This window comes from Phaeobacter sp. PT47_59, assembly GCF_028890025.1.
Taxonomy (GTDB): domain Bacteria; phylum Pseudomonadota; class Alphaproteobacteria; order Rhodobacterales; family Rhodobacteraceae; genus Phycobacter.
On the sequence record NZ_JARCJL010000030.1, the window covers coordinates 1 to 19,826 of the forward strand.

General features: G+C 58.9%; 13 protein-coding genes and 1 pseudogene. 6 read left to right on the forward strand and 8 right to left on the reverse strand.

Annotation, left to right across the window (positions count from 1 at the left end):
- Positions 1-42: 42 nt before the first annotated feature.
- Positions 43-5,856 carry a calcium-binding protein gene (locus tag PXK01_RS19075; RefSeq protein WP_274861310.1) on the reverse strand — a complete coding sequence of 1,938 codons (5,814 nt, stop codon included), beginning with the start codon at positions 5,854-5,856 and terminating at the stop codon, positions 43-45.
- A 435-nt stretch (positions 5,857-6,291) separates the two neighbouring features.
- On the opposite strand from PXK01_RS19075, the gene PXK01_RS19080 reads away from it, so the two are divergent.
- Positions 6,292-8,049 (forward strand): alpha/beta fold hydrolase, encoded by a 1,758-nt coding sequence (locus tag PXK01_RS19080; RefSeq protein ID WP_274861312.1) that lies wholly within the window; start codon positions 6,292-6,294, stop codon positions 8,047-8,049.
- On the opposite strand, the gene PXK01_RS19085 is transcribed toward PXK01_RS19080, so the two are convergent.
- From PXK01_RS19085 to PXK01_RS19095, 3 genes and pseudogenes are all read right to left on the reverse strand, one after another.
- Positions 8,036-8,314: an ABC transporter substrate-binding protein gene (locus PXK01_RS19085; protein WP_274861345.1), complete on the reverse strand. Its 279-nt coding sequence runs from the start codon at positions 8,312-8,314 to the stop codon at positions 8,036-8,038. The two genes, PXK01_RS19080 and PXK01_RS19085, sit on opposite strands and share 14 nt — an antisense overlap.
- A 241-nt stretch (positions 8,315-8,555) precedes the next feature.
- Positions 8,556-9,469, reverse strand: a pseudogene (locus tag PXK01_RS19090) (IS5 family transposase); the annotation flags it as partial.
- 194 nt (positions 9,470-9,663) lie between these two features.
- Complete coding sequence (locus PXK01_RS19095; RefSeq protein ID WP_342456206.1) at positions 9,664-10,119, reverse strand: transposase; 456 nt, start codon at positions 10,117-10,119, stop codon at positions 9,664-9,666.
- Positions 10,120-10,133: 14 nt separating this feature from the next.
- Between PXK01_RS19095 and PXK01_RS19100 the strand changes: the two genes are divergently transcribed.
- The 4 genes from PXK01_RS19100 (at position 10,134) to PXK01_RS19115 (ending at position 14,067) form a co-directional block, all read left to right on the forward strand.
- Positions 10,134-10,931, forward strand: a complete 798-nt coding sequence (locus tag PXK01_RS19100) for a Bug family tripartite tricarboxylate transporter substrate binding protein (protein ID WP_274861314.1) — start codon at positions 10,134-10,136, stop codon at positions 10,929-10,931.
- 78 nt (positions 10,932-11,009) lie between these two features.
- Entirely contained in the window at positions 11,010-11,492 is a 483-nt protein-coding gene (locus tag PXK01_RS19105) for a tripartite tricarboxylate transporter TctB family protein (protein WP_274861315.1), read from the forward strand.
- A gap of 4 nt (positions 11,493-11,496) precedes the next feature.
- Positions 11,497-13,014 carry a tripartite tricarboxylate transporter permease gene (locus PXK01_RS19110; RefSeq protein WP_274861316.1) on the forward strand — a complete coding sequence of 506 codons (1,518 nt, stop codon included), beginning with the start codon at positions 11,497-11,499 and terminating at the stop codon, positions 13,012-13,014.
- A gap of 33 nt (positions 13,015-13,047) precedes the next feature.
- Positions 13,048-14,067 carry an AbrB family transcriptional regulator gene (locus PXK01_RS19115; RefSeq protein WP_274861317.1) on the forward strand — a complete coding sequence of 340 codons (1,020 nt, stop codon included), beginning with the start codon at positions 13,048-13,050 and terminating at the stop codon, positions 14,065-14,067.
- A 238-nt stretch (positions 14,068-14,305) separates the two neighbouring features.
- On the opposite strand, the gene PXK01_RS19120 is transcribed toward PXK01_RS19115, so the two are convergent.
- The 4 genes from PXK01_RS19120 to PXK01_RS19135 are packed head-to-tail and all read right to left on the reverse strand — an operon-like array spanning position 14,306 to position 18,760.
- The gene (locus PXK01_RS19120) at positions 14,306-14,605 is read right to left on the reverse strand and encodes an AtuA-related protein (protein ID WP_274861318.1); all 300 of its coding nucleotides are present in this window, start codon (positions 14,603-14,605) and stop codon (positions 14,306-14,308) included.
- Positions 14,592-15,935, reverse strand: coding sequence for an acyclic terpene utilization AtuA family protein (locus tag PXK01_RS19125; protein ID WP_274861319.1), 1,344 nt, complete (start codon positions 15,933-15,935; stop codon positions 14,592-14,594). The genes PXK01_RS19120 and PXK01_RS19125 overlap by 14 nt, the downstream gene beginning before the upstream one ends.
- Complete coding sequence (locus tag PXK01_RS19130) at positions 15,932-17,791, reverse strand: TRAP transporter permease (protein WP_274861320.1); 1,860 nt, start codon at positions 17,789-17,791, stop codon at positions 15,932-15,934. The genes PXK01_RS19125 and PXK01_RS19130 overlap by 4 nt, the downstream gene beginning before the upstream one ends.
- Positions 17,792-17,797: 6 nt before the next feature.
- Complete coding sequence (locus tag PXK01_RS19135; protein ID WP_274861322.1) at positions 17,798-18,760, reverse strand: TAXI family TRAP transporter solute-binding subunit; 963 nt, start codon at positions 18,758-18,760, stop codon at positions 17,798-17,800.
- Positions 18,761-18,853: 93 nt separating this feature from the next.
- Here PXK01_RS19135 and PXK01_RS19140 point away from each other — a divergent pair, with 93 nt between their 5' ends.
- Positions 18,854-19,780, forward strand: coding sequence for a LysR family transcriptional regulator (locus PXK01_RS19140; protein WP_274861323.1), 927 nt, complete (start codon positions 18,854-18,856; stop codon positions 19,778-19,780).
- The last annotated feature ends 46 nt before the right edge of the window (positions 19,781-19,826 follow it).

Below are 19,826 nucleotides of genomic sequence, written 5' to 3' on the forward strand. Positions count from 1 at the left end.
GTGGACGACTTTTACGCCGCCCGCGACAACACTATGCCGTCGCTACCGTGGCCGAGTATTGCTCCGCCGTTCACACTCCAGATCCGACAAAAGCGTGTCGACAATCAACAGCTGATTGCCGCCACCCAGGTTGATGAGCACGCCGTCGGGCGTATCGCTGCCTGCCGCCAAGATGGCATCAAAGCTCCCAAACCCCGGAACGTCTAGGGCCACTTCGGTACCGTTTACCCCGCGCACAAACCCTTCGATACGGTCAAACCCACCATTTTCGCCGATGTAGATCACATCCTGGCCACCACCGGTTACAACGGTTTCGTTGCCAGCGGACAGCTGGAAATGATCGCCGCTCGCCGTGCCAATCAGTGTCTGGTCTGACCCATCGCCGACAAGGTTTTCGCCGGACAACTGATTGAAAATGTCCGCGCGCCCAAAAAGGCTATCCTCAAAAGCGATCCGCTCGATGCCAGCCAAAGCACTGTGGAAATGATCGACAACAGTGATGACCTCTCCGGTATCGGTGATCGTGATGAGCAGATCGTCTGTGCCCGTTTGACGCGCAAAAGTCACTTCGGTGCTGCGCACGCCGACCAGCTGCAAGACGTCTCGGTCACTTTCCTCAGGGACTTCAACCTCAACAAAACTCTCTTCGCCTTCGCCGATCTCAATTAGGTCCCCTTCGCCTTCGCCGATCTCAACTAGTTCCCCTTCGCCTTCGCCGATCAGGAGCAAGTCACCTTCATCTCCGCCGCCCCAGACAAACTCCACTCTGGTTTCGGCAATCCGGTCGTTGCCATCGCCACGGGTCCAGACATAGACATCCGCCCCTTCGCCGCCGTTGAGCAGATCGTCGCCCGCCAAGCCTTGCAGGGTGTTGTCGAGGTAATCGCCCTCAACAAATCCGGTGCCGTTGACGTCGACAAAGGCAAGGTCGCGCTCAATATCGACGAGAGACTGCCGTGTGCCATCGCTGAACTGGATCCATTCCAACCCATCGCTGCCGTACCCTAACTGGTTGTGAATGCTGATGGTTTCGCCAGTTTCAGGGATAGTGATCAAAAGGTCGGTCGATGTGCCATCCACCCGTGACAGGGTGATCTCGCCCGGAGCAACGTCCATCAAATAGAGGACGTCAATGGAGGCAATCCCGTTGCTGTCATCAATAACGTGGTCGTGGCCATCCCCCTTGTGCCAGATATAGGCGTCAGAGCCTTGCCCCCCGTCCATTGTATCCGCACCCAGACCGCCAATAAGGATCTCCTGATCGTATCCACCAATGATCTGGTCCGCGCCATCTGTTGTCGGCGCGAGCGATGCATTAGCGACGGCATTGCGATCCAAGGTCTCGTCAGCAAAGACGAAGCCGGACAATCCAGCCTTCAAGCCGTTTTGCACCGGTTGAAACTGGTTCTGAACGCGCACCGTTTCACTTGTGACTGGGTTGGTGATCAACAGGTCCAATCCATCCCGGCCAAAGATGACATCGGCGCGGTTCAGCCCCTCCAGCAGCAGGCGACCACTGCCGCCGTCAAAGTCGCTATTGATGATAAGGTCATTGCCCGATCCTGCGCGCCAATAGAAATCAGCGTTCTCTCCAAAGCCGGTCAACACATCATCGCCACCCAATCCGTCTATACGGGTTGCGCCGGTCATCGTGTCGTTGCCTTCGGTGCCGTATACGACGGCCATGTCGATCAGTTCCTGATCATTCAGGACCGTACCATCCGAGAGCTCCACCCGCTGAATGGGCCGCGAATTGGCAAATTGTGCCCCCCATGCCGCATTCAACAGCAAGACCGAGTCATCAACACCGTAGGACAACCGAATGTCAGAGATCGAGCCGTTATCGTTGACAAACTCCACCCGCAGGTCTGCGAGCGTGGTGTCCAACAGCCGCACCGTGTTCACCACGGTTTCGTCATTGCCGTACCGCGCGTCATTGATGGTATCGTGCCCGTCTCCAGGGCGGAACACATAGGTATCGTCGCCTGTACTGCCGCGCAGGCTGTCATTACCCGCAAGCCCATCAAACACTTCATTGCCGGAGCTGCCAGACAAGGTATCGTCGCCAATGGCACCAAAAACAATGCTGTTCCGGGCAATCTGCGCCGCGTCCCAAATGGAACCATCGGCAAATTCAAAATACTCAACGCCCTGGTTTGCACTCTGGAACTGCTGATCAATGGTGAGCGTCTGCCCGGTGGCCACAACCGTGACAATCAGATCGACCCCGTCACGTTGCAAAGAGACATCACCAGGCGTCACATCCAGCAGCTGAACCCGATCCACACTGGCGGAACCCGCGTGTCCGGACTCGTCAATGATGTCATTGCCAGAGTTGTTGCCGAAGACATAGATATCGGACCCACCGCGCCCGTTGAGCACGTCATCGCCGCCCGCTCCGTCAATAATCTCGTTGTCATTGCCTCCCGTCAGCACGTCGGCGTCTTCCGTGCCTGTGAGGGACACAAACGAGCCACTGACCGGGTTTGTCAACGCCGTGATTTCGGTCGCGGAGAGCTCACCATCGTCAAATTGCAGCGTCTCGATCACATCGCTGGTGTTGATGCCGAACTGATTTCGGATGATGACAGTGCCATTTGGCAGGGTCACGACCAGATGATTGACGTCTTGGGCAAACGTAGCCTCAGATTGGGTAAACCCCTGCACAACCAATCTGTCGCCCACAGAGGAGCCATTGTCCTCGATGGTAGTGGTGCCGGTGACACCTGCCCCGCGAATATAGAGATCGCCGCTGCGCTCTCCATGCAGGCTGTCGGTCCCGTCGCTCAGGTGCAGCGTGTCGGCAAACCGGAAGCCAGTGATCACATCGTCACCGGGCGTGGCACGTGCGGCGAAATAGTCGTCGATCAACTCCTGTGCGGTGATCACTTCCCCATTGGCGAACTCGAACTCTTCGACTTTGTAGGCGCTGTTGTCGGACCCAAACCCATGGGCGGCCGTCTGATTGATAATCCGCAGACTGTCACCGGGCTGCCCATTGGCAAAGGTCAGAACCAGATCGTTCAGCTCTACCGTCAGGATCAGATCATCACGGTTGATATCGGCAAAGATCAGACGATCCAGTGTCTCATCGCCGGCAGTGTAGATCTCTTCAATGCTGTCGACACCGCCGCCGGTGCCATAGTGATAGGCATCCGCACGCAACTCATTGCCGACATGTGTCTGATCATCGTCGGTGTTGAGGAAAACTCCCATCCGGTCATCGACGGCTGGTACAATGGTTTGGCCATCATCGGTTAGAATTTCAAATTCGAAACCAAGGTCATTGATACCCGCAAAGAGAATGCTACCGCCATTTGCGAACTCGACCAATATGTCGCGCCCATTGGACTGGACCGTTGCTGCAACCTGCGCCGCGTCAATCCCGCTCAGGAAAAGGCGGTGCATGCCCGGTGCGGCGGAGACGTCAACGCTGTCGATGCCGTCTCCTGCCGCGTAAACATAGCTCACATCCCAATGGTCACTTTGCGCCTGCGCGGCGGTCACCACAAGGGAGTCGCTGCCTTGCCCCAAATCGACAAGTGCGGTGCGCCCGTAAAAGGTCTCATAGGCGGCAATGTCCAGGGTTCCGGTATCATCGCCTGCGGTGCCCACGAACCCCGAGGACGCATTTACAGCTGCAAAGGCAAATTCAACCAGGGTCGGATTGTCGATATGACGCGCCAAGGCGGATCGAACGTAATCGTTGAAGTCTGAGTTGATCTGAGACGCGCGAAAAAACTGTTCTGCTTCGGCAAAGTACTCGTTGCGGAACGCGGACAGCAGCGGCATGATTTTTTCCAACTTGGCCATCGCCGCACCGGTGTCCTCTGGCAGTCGGGTACCAATTTCATAGATCACACGTTCCAGATTACCGTCGAGCAGCCCGTATGTTGGGCTGACGTCCGCATAGGTAAGCGCAAAAAACGGGCTGTCGATGAAGTCGATCACTTCCTCTGGTGTTGTGGCTTGGCCAGCCTGAATGCTTGCCATTTCAATGGCAAAGCGCAGCGCCAAGGAATCGATGAGCGTGTGATAGTGCCCAGTGGTAACTGTGCCGTTGTCTTCGCCGGGTGTTTCCGCACCTCTGAAAGCGTCCAGAAACGCAACCCTTTGTTGTTGCGCGTCGGCTCCTGGCAAATCGTGCACGCCTGCCCAGCGCAATGCCAGAGCCTCGAACCGCAGCTGGAACTCAGTGCCCGTCAATCCGGCAGCATCGGCCATCAGCGACTGCGCCATCGTGAACAGCTCCGGATCATGATAGGCCGCGCTGCGCAGATCCAACATGTGTCCGAAGCCTTTGGTGTTGGGAATGTCGAGGTAGGCCGACCCTTGCTCAAAAACGATCGGCGGCTCGGTTTGGCTGATCAAGGTGTTGACGCCAAAGAACACGGCAGCTGCCTGGCCAATGTCACCCGCCGTGGTTTCGTAAATGGTGCTGGAATGCACGAAGTTTTCTCCGCGCATCTCGCCAACGGGCGTACTCGCCACGGAAATGCTGCGTATCCCGGCCTCGTCCAAGGTTTGCAGCTCATTGGCCGAGCTCACACCGTCTTGATTGAGGTCACGCCACAGGCGCAGGCTGTCCCAAACTGTGTCACTGGCGTCAATGACGCCGTTGCCATCATCGTCCTGTGTCGCAAGGTCAGAAATTGCATCCACGGTTGCCGTGCCAAACAGCTCGGCTTGCGTTTCAATCAACCCATTCCCATCCACGTCCCGCGCCAACAGGCCGTCGTCCGGGTCGACCCAGCCGGTGAGTGCCGCAACACCATCACCATTGGCATCAAAGAACACCGGCACCTCGCTGGCTTGGGTGAGTTCGATGCCATCGCCATCCAAATCCAGTACAAGCGGATCCCGCGGCACCGGTTCAACGGGGTTCGGCATGCTTGGCCCGCTCGGCGGTGTCCCTCTGGGCTCGTCGGGACCTGGCGTTTTCGGTTGCAGAAGTCTTTGCAAGTCCTCCTCTTCTTCACTACGCCTACGGCCGCCGTTGTTGTTGTTGTTGCTGCGGCCTCTATCGTCGTCCTGATCGTCGCGATCTGGATCTGCCGGAGGTGGTGCCGGCGAAGTGGGTTCTTGCTCCAGCTGCTCCCGCTGCTCATTGGTGAGTTCCAGGTCTTCCCATTCGGTATCCGGAGAGATGATGATTGGCTCCCCGGGTTCGATAGGCGCGCGTCCGGGATCATTTCCACTTACCCCGTCACCATCTGGTCCTGAGTCTTGGTTGCCATTGCCATCATTGCTGTCGTTTCGGCCATTGTCCGGCTCGATCACAACCGGCTCGCCGGTTCTGTTCGCTTCGTCGATCGCGTTTTGGATCGTCGCGACGAGATTGTTGAAATCTCCAGCCGCTTGTTGAATGGCACCCAGCGTGTTGGCCAGCGCGCCAAGCGTGACCGAGGCGATAGCGATGGCCGCAGCTTCGGGTGCGACAACTGCACCGAACACCGCGAGTGCGCCGCTGGCCGCTGAAAGCAACAGTTGTGCTTCACCTGCGGTATTGCCAACCAGCGCCAAGCCGCCTGTCAACTCGCCTGCATCTGTCGCTTCATCAAGCAGCTTCAAAAAGTCTTCAAGTGAAATCAATGCCTGCGCAGCGGCATGTAGGCTGTTCAGTGAACCAAATTCGTTGCCCGCAGTTGCAAACAAGCCAGAGTTGCTAGAGCTTTCTATCGTGTTGATTATCTCGCTGAGAACACCAAGAATATTGTCGTTGAGCGAAAAAATGCTATCTGCGTCGCCCCAAGTCTCGCCCGCAGCTTCATTGAACGCTAGGTTAAAAACGCCAAGCACGTCACCATAACCGCCAGCTTGTTGCACTTGCTGATAGAAACTCAGTTCTTCTGGCATAGTTGCCTCCCCGTACGCGGCACAACTTCCCCGTTTCCAACCCGCGTTCGCAGATTGGATCAGGTCTTGCCGCGACCTTTGTGAACTGGCGGAGGGTGGGTTTGAACGCCGCTCCGCCGACTAAAATAACGCCCGGGAAAGCCCCATCCCGGTCGGGTGAATATGAGTACGGACGATATGAACCGGCCTCGGGTGCCGCAACAAAAAGCAGCTCAGAACACTCATCGCTATTTTTCCGATTGATCAAAAAATCGGACCAGCACTTAATCCAAAAAAAACAGCGCTTTACAGTATTTTTACTGCCAGGTTCTTTTGATCTCCCCCCTGGCATGAGGTAGTGAAATCATGACTTGAGCGAAGGTTCGCCTCGCGACAATTTCACGACCATACACCATATGGTGTATCGAGGTTTTAGACGAGTTTTAGATAGTTTTTATGCCAAACACGCATTTTCCCGAAAACGGGGACAATTCTCACGTCGAAGCGGAGTTGATCGAACGAATCTACAAGATTGCGATACGCCCGCAGGCCTACGATGACTTCATGGATCAATGGGCCAGCTACGTCTCTTCTGCCTTGGCCGATCTAACGACGCTGGAGCGTGAATATTCCAGCACAGCGGATCTGCAAACACCGCAGGTTCAGCGCCATTTCGAAATGGGGTTTCGCCTGCTTGAGGAGCTGGGACGCCAGGATGCGCCGTCTGCGGATGCCTCCACAAAGGGGGGCGCTGCCGCCTGTCTTGTGAACCGAACCGGGCAGATCGTTTGGCACAATGGCGCCGCTGGCCGCCTGTTCGATCTACGACGTGGCTCTCACGTGTCGGACCTGACGATGTGGGAGAAATCGCGTGGCGCCTTGGGCGGTATGATTGCGCGTTTGTCACCGACGGCGGAGGTCTCCCACCACAAAGCGGTACTACGCGTGCATTCCGAGGCCGCGGACCGCACCGTGTTTTTGGTTGCGGATATAGTGGACCGGACGGACGAAGCGGTGGTGTTGCTCCGAGAAGTTCAGGCCGATTGGCATGACACCGTCGGCGAGATGCTGACGCAGTCCTTTGGTCTGTCTCAGGCCGAGTTGCAAATTGCCGAATGCCTGGTGGAAGGGGCCGATATCCCTTCTATTGCGCAACGCCGGTCAAGCTCAGTCAATACAGTGCGCACGCAGGTGAAAACACTGATGTCCAAAACGGGCGTCTCGTCACAGACGGAGCTTGTACGTCTTCTGCTCTCCCTCAATGCGGTTGACGATCTAAGGCATCGCTCCAGCTCGCATGTAAACCAAGGGCAGACATCTCAATTCCTGCAACGGGATGGCAGGGTAATGACCTATCATCGGTTTGGCCCCGAAATGGGACAACCCGTTGTTTTTTTCCACGGCATGTTGGATGGCTGCGATTTTGCACCGAAAGCCATACAGCTCCTGTTTGAACATCGCATCACAGTTTACGCGATCGAACGCCCGCATTTTGGAAGCAACCCAGGGGACGGCGGTCCAAAAGAAACTGCGCACCAGCGTTTGGCATCGGATGTCGAAGATCTGCTGAACTTTCTTGATTTGAAACAGGTCACCCTGTTTGGGCACATGGGCGGATCAGTCTACGCATTTGCGGCGGCGGCGCATTTAGGAGAGCGCGTGCAGGCGATTGTAAGCGTCTCCGGCGGAGTGCCAATTGTCTCCGCGCGCCAAATTGCCTCGATGGCGCCGCGCCAAAAGCTTGTTGCCTATACCGCGCGCTACACCCCAAACCTTTTGCCATTTGTCTTGCGAGCTGGCATTCGCCAGCTGGATTTTGGCGGTGAGGAAAAGTTTATTCGCGCGCTCTATGCCTCCTCCCCGCACGATATCAACATGATTTCAAAGAGCGATGTCTTGGAAATCATAGCCGCTGGCTACCACTTCTCGGTTGCGCAGGGTTACGAAGCCTTTGAGGTCGACTCGTTCCACGTTCTCAGTGATTGGCGCGCTTCGGTGTCCGCATCAACGGTGCCTGTGATTCTGCTGCATGGGCAGGACGACCCGGTGGTCAGCGTCGCCTCAGTACGAGAATTTGCCGCGTGGTTGGGTCCACGTGCCTCACTCAACGTGGTGCCGGATTCCGGGCAACTGCTTCTTTATCAAGCGCCAGAGACGGTCGTTTCGGCCCTAAAGCAGGCGGTGTCCCAACCAGCTAGGCTCAGGACCCATTGATCTCCGATGATTGGGTCGTACTCTGTAACGGCATTGCAGATTTCAACAACACAGCCAGGCCGCCCATGATACGGTCAACGATCAAAGGACGATTGATCACCATGGATATCGTCTTGCGAACCCGCACATCTTTCAGGGGGCTCTTCCCGTCGGTACCGCCGATCATCGGTGAGGATTCACCAACGTAGTCGAAATGCAGATAGATCACACGGCTTGATGCGCCCCGCACCGCATTCACCTTGTCATCCGCCCGTAGACGATCCAGATCCTGAACAGGGAACTATTCAATCACATCCACATCACCTGCCAGAAGCGCGGCGACACGGGCCCGTTCATTGGTGCTGGGCTGGATCGTGGTGGCGGCCCAATGTGATCCTCCCCCGGTGAAGTGGTCCGCCGTTATGTTTAGGAAAACGGGGGTTTCACACTGGGAAACAAGCGACACAAGCCAAGGCTCTGTTGCACAAATCGAATGATGAGCAGACTTCCCCTTTCCCCGGACGGACTTATCCTACGGGCTCAGTGACGAGTATGCCAAAAGCTGTGTCGCTATTGAGTGCCGCAATCCGGACTTGGAGTTCGGCCACCTGCCGGTCGAAGTCTCGGGCCATGCCCCGCCCGGCAACACATTTGCAGAATGTGCGAGAGGAGGGCCTTGGCCAAGGAGTTTGACGCAGTTCATTTTCGTCTCTGCGCGGCTGCGTCGGTGATATCCGGTCAGTTTTCGCCAGAGTGCCCGCCCGAGATGTTTTCCGGCACTTACGGCTTCGTCTCACACGATAGCGCCCGCTGTGGTTGGCTTCCAAAGTTGTGCGTTTTTACGCGGAGAGAGAGCCATTGATGCGTCATTGGTTCGAGCACAATGGCGAGCGGCAGCTGCCCCACGAGCGGCAATCACATTGTGGCATCTGCGCGTGTCACAAGCCCCATCGGCTGTGACTGTGGCAATCTCCTGGTCGGGCGGGATTTGTTCCAGCAGGTCAGGCAGAATAGGTACGGCGCCGACGTTGCTTGTGGTGACGCCACCCGCACGGATTTCCAGTGTTTCCTCGTCATCCCGAGATGCGGATCGCGCCAAAGGCGTATTTTGCTACCTCCATGCTCGCGCGCGCTGCACTCTTTCAGCCGAAAGGTGATTTTTGCATCGCCCAAAGGGGGCCTTCACCCTTCGCCTTTATCCCGGTCGCGTCGATCAACAGGTGCCGCCACGGTAGGAGATGGCGACGTTCAGTGTCTTCTGACGGCGGCATAGGATGCTGAAGTCTTGCACTTTCCAGTCAAGCCCGGCCAGATGCAACAGGCTTTCGACAAAGCCGGTCGTCTGGCGAAGGGGCATACCGAAAAGCACCTTTATCGTGAGGCAAATCTGGATCGCGGCATCGCTGAACTCAGGCTGACGCCCGCGCTTGCCCGTCGTGGCCTCTGTCGCGGCTTTCTGCTGAGATCCTTGGGGGACATGCTTCGGTTCGTGGTCAGCGCTTCGGCTGCCAACATGATGCTGGTTCGATGCAATTCCGATGTGCCCATCGCATAGGCGGCTTGACTTATGTGAGCGACAGTCCAGACCACCGCATCATCGGAACCACGTCCCTGCGGGACCTTGTAAGCCTGCAATCAGGTAGGCAACGGGTGGGATATCATCCTATCAGACCGCGTTCGGCGCAGCATCTGACTGAGATTTGTGCCATCGACCCGAATCCTATGAAGAATGACCGCGATGCGGCGTGCGAGGGCGACCATCGCGTTATTACGACCGCGGCGCTGCACGAGTTGGGCTTCCCATGTTCGTAGCCATGTCGATTTACCACGGTTCATCATGACCACTGCCCGGCAGGCGATTTGCAAAGCAAATCTGCCGAGAGGGGGTGCGGCCTGGCACAATGCTCGCCTCGAATTGACGTTACCAGCTTTGGTGATACCGCCGGACACGTCCCGTTCACCGGACTGATTGCGTGAGGGCGTCAGACCAACCCAGGGGCCGAGCCGCTTCGAAGAGCGAAAGCGCTTTGGATCATCGATAGCTGCACGGAAGGTAAGCGCCACGACCGCTCCAATCCCCGGCATTGTCATGAGGCGGCAGCAAAATGGATCGTGCCCTGCAATCTGGCGCACATGTTTTTCGAGGCCAGCCAGTTCCTGTTGCAGGGACGCACGGCCCGCAGCATCGGTTCGGTCGCGGTTTCCAGCATCGGATTGCCTTCTGCCAACTCCCGACTGCGCGTCTCAAAACTACCGCGAAAGATCGCACCTGCCTTGAGGCCGAAGTTCCACAACAGTCCACGCAGCGACATTTCCAGAGCTATCATGTTATGTTGAAAGGCTTCTCGGGCGCCAAGAACAGCCCGGATTTCTTGAACCGACACAGACTTGCCATGAACCGGACGGAACCATCCGAGATGAAGCAGGCATGCAACCCCTTCAGCATCCCGTCGATCCGTCTTGATCGGCTGGCGATGAAATACATTCCCTACGACGCGGGCGGTAAAGCCATGGCGGCACTGCTGTCCGGTGAGATTGCGGCCCTGTCCACCGGGTTCTCCGAAGCTGTTGATCTGGCCGCTGCGGGCGAAGTAAAAATCATCGGTGTAACCTCGGAGGAACGCGTTGATGTGGCGTCTGATGCCATGACGCTTAAAGAGCAGGGCATCGACGCCACGTTTGTAAACTGGCGCGGGTTCTTTGGTGCTCCGGGCCTGCCCAATGAGACACTCGAAGCCTATCAAACCGCTCTTGAGAAAATGTACGACACGCCCGAGTGGGAAGCCGTGCGCGCGCGCAACGGTTGGGTCAACATCCACAACTCCGGCGACGCGTTCAAAGCGTTCCTTGAGAACCAAGAGCAGGTCATCGGTGATCTGATGAAGAAGCTCGGCTTCCTCTAAGTCACGCTCAAAACGCATACGATAGCAGCTCGGGGCGGGGATTTCCTCCGCCCCAAGCCCATCCCGTGGGAGGGGAGCATGGCACTTGATCGTTGGATCGCATTGATAATTCTTGGGGCCTGTCTGGCTTACGGCTATACCGCTTGGTTTGTGATGGATGAGGGGCTCGCCCCGTTCATGCGCCGCGCGCCGATCTGGCCAAGCAGTTTTCCCAAGGTTCTGTCTGTCATCGGCATTGCCACCTCGCTGATCATTCTCCTCGGGGTTGAGAAAAGCGAAGCCAAAGCGCTCGAAATCGACTATCGCCGCTTGCATGACTACCATCTCGGCCAAGCCATTGCTCTGCTGGGTATAATGGTAGCCTACGCCTTTCTGCTGCGCCCCTTCGGGTTCATCGGCTCGACTTTCGGTATTCTTGTCCTTGGCTCGGCCCTCTTGGGGGAGCGTCGTTGGATTGTGATGGCTGTGGTCGCCGCACTCGCCACCTTCATCGCCTGGTATCTGGTCCAACAGGTGCTCGGCATTTATCTGCGCCCGCTGCCGGGCTTCATCGGAGGTTAATGCCATGCTCGAAGGACTTTTGATTGGCCTGCAAACGGCCCTCTCGGTTCAAGCCTTGCTCATGGTGGTTGCGGGATGCTTGATCGGCACGTTCATCGGCATGTTGCCGGGTCTGGGTCCGATGTCGATCATCGCGATCATGATCCCAGTCGCCATTTCCATGGGCGATCCCTCGACCGCCCTGATCCTTCTCGCCGGTGTCTATTACGGCGCGATTTTTGGCGGCTCGACGTCGTCGATTCTCCTGAACGCGCCCGGGGTTGCGGGCACGGTGGCCAGTTCTTTCGACGGCTACCCGATGGCGCGCAAAGGCAAGGCAGGCAAGGCGCTGACCATCGCAGCCATCGCCAGTTTCGCCGGCGGCACAGTCGGGGCGATCTTGTTGATGATCTTTGCGCCCATGCTGTCTTCGGTCGCGTTGTTGTTCCACTCGTCGCAATACTTCGCCCTGATGGTTGTGGGATTGTCTGCGATTGCGGCCTTTGCCGGTACGGGGCAGGTGGCGAAAGCGCTGCTGATGACCATTCTCGGTCTGATCATGGCCACCGTGGGTGAAGGCGCGCTGTTTAACATGCCACGCTTCACCATGGGGTTGATGGACCTTCAGTCAGGCTTTGGCTTTGTAACGCTAGCCATGGCGATGTTTGCCTTGCCCGAGGCGCTGTTCCTCGTGCTCAAGCCCAAGGAAATCGGAGGGGAGGGAGAGAAGATTTCTGATCTGCGCATTTCCCGTAAAGAGGCGAAATCGATTGCGCCGGTGATCGGTCGTCAGTCGCTGCAGGGCTTCTTCATCGGGGTGCTTCCCGGCGCTGGCGCGACGATCGCCTCGTTCCTTGGTTATGCCGTTGAGCGGAACATCGCTTCCAAGGACGAGCAGGACGAGTTCGGCAAGGGCTCGATCAAAGGTCTGGCCGCACCTGAAACCGCGAATAACGCGGCCTGCACCGGTTCCTTCGTGCCTCTGCTCACACTCGGCATTCCGGGCTCGGGCACAACGGCGATCCTGCTGGGCGCGTTGATCGCACTCAATGTGACGCCCGGTCCGCGCCTCATGATCGATGAGCCGCAGGTGTTCTGGGCTGTGATCATGTCCATGTTCATCGGAAATCTGGTGCTGCTCGTCCTGAACCTGCCGCTGATCCCGTATATCGCCAAAGTGCTGTCGGTGCCGCGCAACTACCTGATCCCCTTCATTCTGTTCTTCACACTGATGGGGGCCTACATCGGACAAAACAACGCGATCGAACTGCTGATCCTTGTCGGCTTCGGTGTCTGCGCCACAGCGCTCAAGTTCGCCGATTATCCGCTGGCGCCGCTGCTGATCGGGTTCATCCTTGGCGGGATGATGGAAGACAATTTCGCCCGCTCGATGCAGCTTTATGACGGGGTTGCTTTCATTTGGGAGCGGCCGATGACACTCGGCCTTCTGGTGATCGCCGTGCTCTTGGTGCTGTTGCCCAGCTATCGTGCGCGGCGCGCCCGCGCCATTGCACGTGCCGAGGGGGTGGCCGATGGGGATTGACCCCTCTCCCAGGTCAAACAGGAAGGTGATCGCATGACTCGTGCGCTCACCTTTGCCATTGCGATTGCAGGGGCGCTTTCCTTCCTGATCCTTGGGTTGCCGCTGCCGTTTTTGCTTGGCCCGATGTCAGCCTGCCTGTTGGCAGCCTTGTTCGGGGCCAGGATGACCGGGGCGGGGCAATTCGGGTTCTTCATGCGCACGTTTCTGGGGGTGGCCGTGGGGGCCTCAATCACGCCCGAGTTGATCCACCATTTGCCCGACATCGCCATATCGCTGATGTTTGTGCCGTTGTTCATCGCTTCGATTGCCACCGTGGGCTATCCGCTGCTGCGCTTTGTGTTCAAGTTCAATCCCGTTACCGCGTGGTATTCTGCCATGCCGGGAGGGCTGCAGGACATGCTCATTTTCGGCGAAGAGGCAGGCGGGGATCCCCGCGCTCTGTCGCTGATCCATGCCACGCGGGTGGTGGTACTGGTGTCTATCGCGCCCGTGATGATCGCGATGACTTACGGTCTCGACCTGAGTGCGCCGCCGGGCGCGCCCATCGCCTCGTTGCCGATCAGCCAGATCGTGATCATGGCGCTGGCGGGGTTGATCGGCTGGAAACTGGCCAAGCGCGTTGGCCTCTTTGGTGCATCCATTCTGGGGCCGATGATCCTGACCACGATCCTATCGCTGACAGGGGTGGTGCAAACCCGCCGACCCGCTGAGATTATCCAAGCCGCGCAGTTCTTCATCGGCATCGCCGTGGGGGTGAAGTACGTGGGGATCACCCGGCTCGAGGTGCGCAGCAACATCACGGCTGGGCTGGTCTATTCGGCTGTGATGGCGCTCGTCTCGCTGGTATTCTTCAAGATCATCGTCACCCTCGAACTTGCCCCCTCACTCGACGCGCTAATGGCGTTCTTGCCGGGCGGTCAGGCCGAGATGGTCGTGATCGCTATCATCGCAGGAGCCGATCTTGCCTATGTGGTCACCCACCACGTGCTACGTATTCTGACGGTTGTTCTTCTCGCGCCGGTCGTGGCACGCGTGCTGAATATGCGAAAATAGGTAAACCTCAACGATCACGTCGATCTTGGTGAGAGTGGCGCGCCTTCGTTCATTTTGGACATTACAGAAACACAACAAAACGAAAGTGAATTGATCAAGCAAATCCAGGTCAACGGATCGGGTAACCGCCGCGACCGGACGTGCTACCAAATCAAACGGGCGGCAATGCGGTCATTCGCAGCGGTGGCTCGCAACGCCCGCTCTGGGCCGTTTGGCAAGCCCCCCGGGCCGGACCATCTTAGATTTCCATATCGAGAAGTATTGATGCCAAGCACTTTCCATGGGCGTCCAGCGCGAGTGATCGTGTGACCCCCCCGACAAGCGCTCCGCGCAGCACGAAATTCAGCGCGTGCAACTGTGGGATGCTGTAGCATGTAACCGATCCTGCGTCAGCAATACCGAAATGAGCCGCCACGCGGCCTGCGGTGACCTGTTCCTTGATCAAAGGCCAATTCTCCGGTTGAAGCGCAATCACCGAGATATTGGAGGTGTCGCCTTTGTCTCCGGCACGGGCATGTGCAATCTCATGCAGGAGCATCCTGACCCTCCATGATTTCGTAGCTCGTCACAACCTGTTCGGCGGGGATCAGGGCCGACGCGATGCCGATGATTTCCCGCGCGGACTTCGTTGCGCCACCGCCTCCGGCGGGACCGCAGAGGTACAGGCTTTCAACCTCTTCCCCGATTCTTGTTGCGGTTGCCTCGTCGACGCAACGTGCCGCGTAGCGCATGCGGATTTCGTTCGGTTTGCTGTCCCTGCACATCCTGTCCGGCGCAATGGAATTCAGTCCGATCAGCTCGCCGCGCTCCTCATGGACATGTTCATGGCAATCGACCAGACGTGCGCGCACCAGGTCCAGCGCAAGGCGACCGCGCGCGACGCAATTCGCACCGGCATAGGAAATCTGCCCTTCGCCCAGCCAACCGTCGTGATAGCCGACCGAAACCTTGAGCTGCCTGGTGGCTGGCGTGCCGGAGGCACCCGCAACTGCGACCCGGTCGGGGCCGACCTCGTCCAGCGTCACGGCCGAGAAATCCGCAACCACGTCAGGTTGGAAGTACCGCGCCGGATCGTGGATCTCGTAAAGCAGCTGCTCAATGCAGGTGGCGCGGCTGACCATCCCTCCGGCTTCAGGAAGCTTGGTGATGATCGCATTGCCATCAGCCGAAACCTCGGCCAGCGGAAAGCCCACTCGGGCAAGGTCGGGAACGTCCTTGAAGCCGGGATCGGCAAAATAACCCCCGGTGATCTGTGCCGCACATTCCAGCAGGTGACCTACCAGCGTGCCCCGACCAAGCCGGGTCCAGTCGTCCATCGCCCAGCCGAAACTATGCACCAGCGGAGCCAGGAACAGCGCCGGGTCCGAAGCGCGGCCACAGATGACCACATCCGCCTCCGCGTCCAGCGCCGCGACGATGCTACCGCAGCCGATATAGGCGTTGGCCGACACGAGCCTTTCCCCCAGCGCCGCGGCCGGTTGGTCGGTTTCTTCGAGCAGGTGACAACCGATCCGGTCCAGCACGTCGTCCCCGGTCACGGCGGCAACGCGCGTTGACAGGCCCATCTCGCGGGCGAGACGGTAAACCAGGGCAGCGGCGGCACGCGGGTTGGCCGCTCCCATGTTGGTTACGATCCGCGTTCCATTGGCCGCACAATGGGGCAACACGGCCCGCATACGGCGCTCCAACAGCGGGTCAAAACCGCTCGCGGGATCCCTGCGCCGCGCCTGCTGCGCCAGCGCGATGGTCCGCTCGGCCAGACACTCGAAAATCAAGAAATCCAGCTCTCCGCGTCTTGCCAGATCGACCGCAGGTTCGATGCGGTCACCCTGAAACCCGGCCCCTGCCCCAATGCGGATGGTCTTCATGTCGCGCCCTTTCCGTTCGATCGGCCCAGGGCGCGTGCGCCAAGAAAAACACCAAGCGCGAGGAAAGGCGTGACCGGATGCGGCCAGATCGCCAGCGCGATGATGGCCAGCAACAGCGTCACGTCCAGCCCCCGGTACCCGGTCAGCTGTGCGTTCGCCAGCAGGGCCGGCACAGCAAGGACCAGCGCAAATCCCGCCGCGACGGCTTCGGCAATGGCCAGCGGGCCACCATGCATCGTCATGCCCGGGTAGAGGATCAGGAGGAACGGCACCAGGTATGTCACGGCGCCCAGTCGCACCGCCTCTGCGGCAGCGGGCAGCCAGTTGGTCTTTGCAATCCCCGACCCGACGAAGACGGCGACACAGACCGGCGGGGTGATCACCGATATGGTGGCAAAGTAGAATACGAACAGATGTGCAGCGAGTGGATCGATACCCACAGCCGTCATCGCCGGGGCCAGGACGGCTGCCACAAGCACGTAGGCGGCGGTCGTCGGCAGTCCCATCCCCATGACGAGACAAACAAGCCCCACGATGATGGATACCAGCACTGTGGAATCCCCGGCCAGCGTCACGATCAGCGAGGACAGCGTGACCCCGATTCCCGTTAGATTGATCATGGATACCAACATCTGCGCCCCGGCCAGCAGAACGCCGATGATGACCATTCCTTTGCCCGCATCCTCGAGACCATCGACGACACGCCCCAGCATTTCACGCAACGACAGGGAACCCGCCTGAGTGGCGACAAAGGCAACCAGCAGCCCGAGAACCCCGTAAAAGGCGGAGGTGGCTATGGACCGGCCCAGCCATATCCCAATTCCCAACCCTCCGAGAGCGGCAAGGATAGGCAGAACTCGGCGCGGCGCGATGATACCAGCCCAGGTCGGCAATTCGTCTTCGGGAACGATGGCAAGGCCACGATTCAGCGCGACGAAGTGAACCGTGACGAAGACAGAGACGTAGAACATGACGGCAGGCAGGATCGCGGCCACGATGATGGTGGTATAGGGAAGACCCAGGATTTCGGCCATGACAAAGGCTGCCGCCCCCATAATCGGCGGGGCGATCTGGCCACCGGTCGATGCCACGGCTTCGACTGCCGCCGCAAAGGGGCGCGGATATCCCAGCCGGATCATCATGGGGATGGTGAAATTGCCGGTGGTCGCCACGTTGGCAACGGCAGAGCCCGAGATCATTCCGAACAGCCCGCTGGCAATGGTAGCGATCTTGGCGGCACCGCCGGGCTGACGGCCGCCCAGCCGCATTGCAAGATCCATGAAAGCCTGCCCACCCCCGGTATGCAGCAGCAACGCGCCGAACAGGACAAAGGCTGCGATCACCGTCGCCGCGACGCCCGTGAGCATCCCCCAGATACCCAGGTCTCCCAGGAAGATCGTCTCGGTGACAAAGGCGGTGTCGAAACCGCGATGCCGCAACGCGCCGGGCAGCAGGTTTCCGAACAGCGCATACCCCACGCCCGCGATTACCAGCGCCGGAAAGATCATACCGACCGTCCGCCGCCCCAACTCCAGGACCGCCACGACCAGCCCCAGCGTCAGCACCTTGTCCAGCGTCGTGGCCCAGGGCAGCGTCGTCATGATCGTATCGTAGTTCCAGACCACATACCCACAGGCCGCAATGGTCACGCCGCATAGTCCGAGATCAAGTAGCAGGCCCAGCGGTCGCCATGGCTTGCCCGCTCCCAGTGGGTAAAGTGCAAAGCCCAGCGAAGCAACCAGCGCAAGGAACAGCGCGCGCTGGATCAGCCCTTCGAACGGGCCTGTCGCAGCAGTGTAGAAAACGAAGGCCCCGACGAGGATCGCCAAAGCCTTCTGGATGCGGTCAAGCGTCATTTCAGGTCAGTTCCCGGGTTTGAGCTTTTCGGGGAGCGTGTGACCATTTTCCTCGAACCAACGCGCTGCGCCCGGATGCAGAGGAATGGTGCCATAGTCCAGCGTCATCTGTGCCAGGTCGACGCCTTTCAGGCTGGCCATGGCGTTGGCCTGCGCGCTGTCGTCCGTCATGATCGCTGCAACGATCTGGTAGGCGGTTTCCGCGTCCATCGAGGTCGGCGCCGCGACGCCGACGCCAAAGCTCCAGGTGGTGTAGGCCGGAATGCCGTCTGCCGCGCCTTCAGGAATATCGACAACCGAGATGTCGGGCATCTTCTGCCGCAGGGTATCCGCCTGTTCGGCACTCAGGCCAACGACAGAGATGTCGACTGCCGTGGCAATATCCATGGTGGAACCATCCAGTTTTTGCCCCGAGCCGGATTTCACATAGCCCGCTACCCGGTTGTCCTTGATTGCGCCGACGATATCGGTGGTCGAGCCGCGCACGTAATCGGCCGACAGTCCCAGCGTTTCAAAGACCGCTTCGGTGGTGGCCTCGGTGCTCGACCCCTTGATGCCCGGGTTGAACCGCACGTCCTGCAGCCCCGCGAGGCTATCGATCCCGGCATCGGCGCGCAGGATAACGTTTTGCGGCGCATTGGTATAAACCCACAGCAAAGCCAGGTCCTGCGGGTTGCCGTCAAAGGCATTCTTTCCGGCCACTGCATGCTGCACAGCATTCGTCGTCACCAGACCCAGGTCGACCTGCCCGCGCGCCATGCGGCGGATATTGTCCATCGTGGCGCCGGTTTCGACCACAGATGCCTTTAGCCCATCGGCCTTTTCGTTGATCAACTGGCCCACTGCGACGAAATAGCCATAGTGACTCGACGAAGCCGAGGTCGAGCCGATCAGCAGATCCTTGTCCTGCGCCAACGCGGGCCCCGTCAGCATAGTTGCCCCCAATAGGGCGATCAGTGCGTGTTTCATTCTATCCTCCCTTTGGCCCGCTTGCCGGACCCTGCCGCGATAATGGAGGCGCAATTCTATTGCGTGAAGTGAGATATATGGCATAATTGATGCATGATTATCAACAATCTTGATCTCTCGGACTACCAGGCTGTCTTCACACTTGTCCGGGCCCGGTCCTATCGTGCCGCCTCGGATGAGCTTGGGCTGTCGCCCTCGGCCATGTCACGCCAGATCTCGGCCATCGAAAACAGACTTGGTATCCGCCTGTTCGACCGCGACACGCGCAACGTCGTCCCGACCGAGACCGGGCTAACATTGGCACGGATCGCGGAACGGGTGCTTCATACCGCACAGGACGGGATGGCAGAGTTTGATGCTCACCTGTCGGCGCGCAACGGGCACCTGACCATCGCGGGCCTGCCATCGGTCACGGCGGGGCTGTTGCCCGGGCTCCTCAAGAGCTTTTCCCAAAAGCACCCTGACCTGGACCTTAGGATCATGGATGCCCTTTCGGGGACGGTGCTCGAAGCGGTTGAATCCGGGGTGGCGGATATCGGTTTCACGGCGGGCACCGTTTCCGCGCGAAGCCGCCTGTCCTTTCAGCCCCTGGTTGACGATGCCTTCGTCGCCATTGGGGCTTCGGACGGTCCTCTGTCCCAGGATCGCACCTATTCCTGGGCCGAGATCGCCGCGATGCCCTTTATCGCCATGGCCAAGGGGACCAGCGTACGGGAGCTGCTGGACGGGGCGTGCCTGCGGATCGGCACACAACTCAACCCACGCTTCGAAGTGGCTCACCTTGCCACCGCAGGCGCATTGGTAACCGAGGGTCTTGGGGTCACGGCCTTGCCAAGCCTGACCCTGCCGGTTCTACGAACCGAACGCCTTATTTTGCGGGAAATCCCTGATTTCGGAGCACGGCGCATGATCGGATTGGTGCGGCGCTCCGGCCGCTCACTTTCGCCGGCGGCCGAGGCGTTTTTCGGTCATGTCCGCCAGACGCGTTTTCAAAAGGATTCCTTGCGTTCATTCACCTGAGTTTCATCCGCCACCGACGATTGGTCTTCGTTTCTTCCTTCCGTTC

Excerpts from the sequence above, each read along its gene's own strand:
- PXK01_RS19095 (WP_342456206.1), bottom strand. The coding sequence starts at position 10,119 with ATGACAATGCCGGGGATTGGAGCGGTCGTGGCGCTTACCTTCCGTGCA.
- PXK01_RS19135 (WP_274861322.1), bottom strand. The coding sequence starts at position 18,760 with ATGAAACACGCACTGATCGCCCTATTGGGGGCAACTATGCTGACGGGG.
- PXK01_RS19080 (WP_274861312.1), top strand. The coding sequence starts at position 6,292 with ATGCCAAACACGCATTTTCCCGAAAACGGGGACAATTCTCACGTCGAA.
- PXK01_RS19140 (WP_274861323.1), top strand. The coding sequence starts at position 18,854 with ATGATTATCAACAATCTTGATCTCTCGGACTACCAGGCTGTCTTCACA.
- PXK01_RS19075 (WP_274861310.1), bottom strand. The coding sequence starts at position 5,856 with ATGCCAGAAGAACTGAGTTTCTATCAGCAAGTGCAACAAGCTGGCGGT.
- PXK01_RS19105 (WP_274861315.1), top strand. The coding sequence starts at position 11,010 with ATGGCACTTGATCGTTGGATCGCATTGATAATTCTTGGGGCCTGTCTG.
- PXK01_RS19120 (WP_274861318.1), bottom strand. The coding sequence starts at position 14,605 with ATGCTCCTGCATGAGATTGCACATGCCCGTGCCGGAGACAAAGGCGAC.
- PXK01_RS19130 (WP_274861320.1), bottom strand. The coding sequence starts at position 17,791 with ATGACGCTTGACCGCATCCAGAAGGCTTTGGCGATCCTCGTCGGGGCC.
- PXK01_RS19100 (WP_274861314.1), top strand. The coding sequence starts at position 10,134 with ATGGATCGTGCCCTGCAATCTGGCGCACATGTTTTTCGAGGCCAGCCA.
- PXK01_RS19125 (WP_274861319.1), bottom strand. The coding sequence starts at position 15,935 with ATGAAGACCATCCGCATTGGGGCAGGGGCCGGGTTTCAGGGTGACCGC.
- PXK01_RS19115 (WP_274861317.1), top strand. The coding sequence starts at position 13,048 with ATGACTCGTGCGCTCACCTTTGCCATTGCGATTGCAGGGGCGCTTTCC.
- PXK01_RS19110 (WP_274861316.1), top strand. The coding sequence starts at position 11,497 with ATGCTCGAAGGACTTTTGATTGGCCTGCAAACGGCCCTCTCGGTTCAA.